Here is a 4,403-nt window from a genome sequence, read left to right on the forward strand (position 1 = left end):
TCAACCCATTGCCGCCGGTCAGGAGATCCGCTTGGTGCTCTCCAATGTGCGCAACCCTTCCGCTGCCGGCATCTACCGGGTAGAGGCGCGGGTACGGGGGACAGAGCCCAACCCGCTCTTCCGCAAGGTGGGCAACTGGCTCATCACCATCGACGATCCGGAGCGGCTCACCTTCTGATGGCCGCTGCCTCTGGCTTCAACAACCCCAAGGGATCCCCATCTCCCCTCTCCCTGAGGGAGAGGGGCTGGGGGTGAGGGGAATCTCCCCTCCAGACGGTAGCCTGGCATACAGGGAGAGGTTGTCTTTGGTGCTGGCCGACACCTGGTATCCCAACTGGTGGCAGGCCCTGCTCTTGGGCATGGTGCAGGGGATCACTGAATTTCTGCCCATCAGCAGCACGGCGCACCTGCGGGTGGTTCCGGCTTTGCTGGGCTGGCCAGATGCAGGCGCTTCCTTTGCGGCGGTAATCCAGTTGGGCAGCTTGGGGGCGGTGTTGATCTACTTTGCCTCTGATCTGCGCCAGGTGCTCCTTGGCTCCTGGAAGGCTTGGCAGGAGCGAGATTTCCAGCAGGAGTCTTGGCGGCTGCTCATAGGGATCCTGGTGGGGACGTTGCCGATTGTGGTTGCTGGATGGGCCGTCAAGGCCATCTGGGGATCCCCACCCCGCCAGTTGGGGGTAATTGCTGCTGCCGCCATTGGCTTGGCGCTGGCTTTGGGCTGGGCGGAACGGGTGGGGAAACGCCGGCGAGATCTGCACAGCCTGGGCATTGGGGATGGGCTCTGGGTGGGGCTGGCCCAGGCTTTGGCTTTGATTCCAGGGGTATCCCGCTCCGGTGTGACGCTGACGGCGGCTCTGTTGCTGGATTTGCAGCGCTCGGCTGCCGCCCGCTACTCCTTTTTGCTGGGGATCCCGGCCCTCTTTTTGGCGGGGATGGCGGAGTTCATCTCCGAGTTTAAGGCAGAGGCGCTGCTGTCGCAGGGGTTGGGGATGCTCTCGGCCTTTGTTTTCTCCTACGGGTCCATCGATTGGCTCATTCGATTTTTGCAGCGCAGCAGCACCTGGTTGTTTATCGCCTACCGGATTGGGTTTGGCCTGTTCATTTTCCTGGGGCTGGCCCTGGGGTTCTTGCAACCTTGAGCCGACTTAGCGCCTTGGGCAGGTACTCCCCTAGGTGGGCCGGATCCACCCCTGTTAGACCCCGCTCCCCCGCCAACTGGATAGCGGCTTGGGCATGCCACCACACTCCGGCACAGGCACAACTGAGCAGCTCCGCGATCCCCATCGACTGACCCAGTTGGGCCCTTCTGCGCGCCACCAGGCCGCCGATTAAGCCAGTTAGGACATCGCCGCTGCCACCGCGGGCCAAAGCCGGTGTGCTCTCCGGGTTGACCCAGCATTCTCCCGTAGGAGAGGCGATGACTGTCCGTGCTCCCTTTAAAACCACCACCGCTCCACTCTGGGCTGCCGCCTTTTGGGCTGCCTCCATGCGATCCGCAAGCGGGATCCCTGGAAAAAGCCGGCGAAACTCCCCCAGGTGGGGGGTGAGGATGGCTTGGATCCCGTTTTCTTGCAAGCGCTCCACCCCCATCTCCGCCAGGGCATTGAGGCCATCGGCGTCGATAACCCAAGGGATCCCGGCCCAATCCTGCAGCAAGCTCTCCAGCAGCAGCCGGCGGGTTTCTCCTAGGCCGGGCCCCACCGCCACCGCCTGGAAAGGTTTTTCGCCCAGCGGCGGCAGAGCCGGGATCCCTTCCCAGGGGTGAACCAAGGCTTCCGGCAAAGTGCTGTGGATGAGCCCCTTCAATTCCGCCGGCACCGCCAGGGTTACCATGCCCACGCCACTGGCGCGGGATCCCAGCCCGGCCAACACTGCCGCCCCGGCATAGGCCGCCGACCCTGCGACCAATAGCAGGGATCCCTGGCGGTATTTGTGGGTATCCAAAGGCGGGTCAGGGGGAAAATGCGGCCAAGGGTTCAGCAACAACTGGGGAGCCGCCTCTGCCGGGCAGGCCCAAGGGGGGATGCCAAAATCAAGGCGATGCAGTCGCCCCACCCAGGGCAGAGCCGCCTCCTGCCACAGGCCCCGTTTCCAGAGGCCGAGGGCATAGGTGTGGCTGGCGCGGATGCAGCAGCCCCAGATCTCGCCCGTCTGGTCGTTGAGGCCAGAAGGCAAGTCCAGGCTGAGGATGGGAATGCTGCTGCCGTTGGCCCACTCCACCGCCCCCGCCCAGGGATCCCCCAGGGGCCGGTTTAGGCCAATGCCAAAGAGGGCGTCGATGAGCAAGTCGCAGTCGGCCAACGCCTCCACCCGCTCCACAAACTCCGCCCCTAGAGCCCTGAGGTAGCGGGCGTGGTCGGCGGTTAGGGGTTTGAGATCCGGCTTCCCCAGCCAAACCTTCACCTCCTTTTGGGCTAGCCGCAGCTCTCGCCCAACCACCAAGCCGTCGCCGCCATTGTGCCCCGTGCCGCAGAGGATGCCAACGCGCTGCACCTGGGGAAAATCCTGCCGCAACCGGGCAAAAACGGCCAGCCCCACCTTCTCCATGAGGGCGGCCACGGGCATGCCGGCAGCGAAGATCTCCTCCTCGAGGCGCCGCATCTGCGCCGAGCTGACCAGGGCGGTGGCCAGGTCAAGGGAGTTGAGGACGCTGCGCTGCTGGGGCAAAGAGGGCTCTGGCATGGCGGTCATGGCTGAGGGGGGCTTATGGAGCTCAGCTCGATCACATTCCCGTCGGGATCCCGAACAAACACAGCCGCCCGCCCGGAAGCGCTGGGCTGCACCTCATAGCCTGCCTGCAGCAGGCGGGCCTTTACCGCCTCCAGATCTTCCACTCCCAGCGCCACGTGGGGATGGCGCCCCCACTTCGCCTTGCTGCCACGACTGGCTTGCTGCCCTTGGTCAAGCGGCTCCTCAGGGACGATCAAATGAATCTGCGAAGACCCCACCTGGTACCAAGCGCCGGGAAAGTTAAAGGGAAACCGTTCTGCCTTGGGGATCCCGAGCACGGTTCCGTAGAAATGCTCAGCCCTGGCCAGATCGCTAACCCAAAGGGCGGTGTGCAGGTGCTGATAGGTGCTCATGACGTTGCTTGGGCGCAAGTTCCTGAAGCTGTCGAGAGAAAGTGTAAGTAAGGATTTCCTCCAAAAGACCTGTTCCGCCTGTGCGCTAAGGTGGAACTAGGGCAGCGGCGACGAGAATATCCTCTATCTTGCTTCTTGCCTAGGGGTTGGTCTATGGGATCCCGCACCAAGTTTTTCGGCACCGTCTTGGCCATGCTGGCCGTCAACAGCATCTACATGCAATTGCAGCAGCTTGCCCTGCGGCTGGAAGAAGAGGTAAACCCGGCTCCCTCAGAGCAGGCTGCTCCAGAGTCCCAGAGCAACGCTCAGCCGCCGGATCCCTGGGGTCATCTGGCCCAAGTTTTCCGGCATTGGGTCGAGGCCAGTCCCCTGTAACCCTAGCCTCCGAGCCAAGAGGCAGTTTGCAAAGGGGATCAAACCCCGTACCATAGAGGAGCAGGCTCCCCTTTCTTGCGGTTCACAGTTCGGATACTCACCATGACTCAGCCGTCAGCAGCCTCTGGGCAAAAGCCGATTGTTGTCGCCCCTTCGATTCTTTCGGCGGATTTTAGCCGCTTGGGGGAAGAAGTGCGGGCGGTGGACGAGGCGGGAGCCGACTGGATCCACGTGGACGTCATGGATGGCCGTTTTGTGCCTAATATTACCATCGGCCCGCTGGTGGTGGAAGCGCTGCGCCCGGTTACGGCCAAGCCTTTGGACGTCCACCTGATGATTGTGGAGCCGGAAAAGTATGTGGCCGACTTTGCCAAGGCGGGGGCCGACATCATCTCCGTTCATGCCGAGTCCAGCTCTACCATTCACCTGCACCGCACCCTCAGCCAAATCAAGGATCTGGGCAAACAGGCAGGTGTGGTGCTCAACCCCGCTAGCCCCCTGGAGCTCATCCAGTACGTGCTGGATCTGGTGGATCTGGTCTTGATCATGAGCGTCAACCCCGGCTTTGGCGGCCAGAGCTTCATTCCGGCGGTGGTGCCCAAGATTCGCCAACTGCGGGCCCTGTGCGACGAGCGCGGTCTGGATCCCTGGATTGAAGTAGATGGCGGCCTCAAGGCCAGCAACGCCTGGCAGGTCATCGAGGCAGGGGCCAACGCCATTGTGGCCGGCTCGGCAGTGTTCAAGGCCAAAGACTATGCGGAGGCTATTCGCGCTATCCGCAACAGCCGCCGCCCGGAGCTGGTAACGGTTTGATTTGAGCTTATCGATTCGGGAAACCCATGCTCTTGAGCCCCTCTTAGGCCAAGCCACAAAAGAGAGGGAAGGAGACCTAGCGCCCCTCAACGTAAGGCGCGGGATTCCCCACCCGGGTGGGGAGGGATAGCG

General features: G+C 62.8%; 6 protein-coding genes. 4 read left to right on the top strand and 2 right to left on the bottom strand.

What is annotated here, in order from left to right:
* Positions 1–7: 7 nt before the first annotated feature.
* Both NW835_RS00240 and NW835_RS00245 read left to right on the top strand, forming a co-directional pair.
* On the top strand, positions 8–178 hold the full coding sequence (locus NW835_RS00240; protein WP_414414212.1) for a DUF2808 domain-containing protein: 171 nt from the start codon (positions 8–10) through the stop codon (positions 176–178).
* 127 nt (positions 179–305) lie between these two features.
* Positions 306–1,139 carry an undecaprenyl-diphosphate phosphatase gene (locus NW835_RS00245; RefSeq protein ID WP_414414213.1) on the top strand — a complete coding sequence of 278 codons (834 nt, stop codon included), beginning with the start codon at positions 306–308 and terminating at the stop codon, positions 1,137–1,139.
* Here NW835_RS00245 and NW835_RS00250 read toward each other — a convergent pair.
* Complete coding sequence (locus NW835_RS00250; RefSeq protein WP_414414211.1) at positions 1,099–2,682, bottom strand: NAD(P)H-hydrate dehydratase; 1,584 nt, start codon at positions 2,680–2,682, stop codon at positions 1,099–1,101. The two genes, NW835_RS00245 and NW835_RS00250, sit on opposite strands and share 41 nt — an antisense overlap.
* Before the next feature lie 5 nt (positions 2,683–2,687).
* The gene (locus NW835_RS00255) at positions 2,688–3,083 is read right to left on the bottom strand and encodes a VOC family protein (protein ID WP_414377369.1); all 396 of its coding nucleotides are present in this window, start codon (positions 3,081–3,083) and stop codon (positions 2,688–2,690) included.
* A gap of 153 nt (positions 3,084–3,236) precedes the next feature.
* On the opposite strand from NW835_RS00255, the gene NW835_RS00260 reads away from it, so the two are divergent.
* On the top strand, positions 3,237–3,458 hold the full coding sequence (locus NW835_RS00260; protein ID WP_414348852.1) for a hypothetical protein: 222 nt from the start codon (positions 3,237–3,239) through the stop codon (positions 3,456–3,458).
* A gap of 102 nt (positions 3,459–3,560) precedes the next feature.
* Positions 3,561–4,271, top strand: a complete 711-nt coding sequence (gene rpe / locus NW835_RS00265) for a ribulose-phosphate 3-epimerase (protein WP_414332712.1) — start codon at positions 3,561–3,563, stop codon at positions 4,269–4,271.
* Positions 4,272–4,403: the final 132 nt, after the last annotated feature.

Origin of the sequence: Synechococcus sp. OH2 (assembly GCF_047462155.1) — a bacterium.
Taxonomy (GTDB): Bacteria; Cyanobacteriota; Cyanobacteriia; order Thermostichales; family Thermostichaceae; genus Thermostichus.

Coding starts and splice junctions, on each gene's coding strand:
- NW835_RS00250 (WP_414414211.1), bottom strand. CDS start 2,682: ATGCCAGAGCCCTCTTTGCCCCAGCAGCGCAGCGTCCTCAACTCCCTT.
- NW835_RS00255 (WP_414377369.1), bottom strand. CDS start 3,083: ATGAGCACCTATCAGCACCTGCACACCGCCCTTTGGGTTAGCGATCTG.
- NW835_RS00260 (WP_414348852.1), top strand. CDS start 3,237: ATGGGATCCCGCACCAAGTTTTTCGGCACCGTCTTGGCCATGCTGGCC.
- rpe (WP_414332712.1), top strand. CDS start 3,561: ATGACTCAGCCGTCAGCAGCCTCTGGGCAAAAGCCGATTGTTGTCGCC.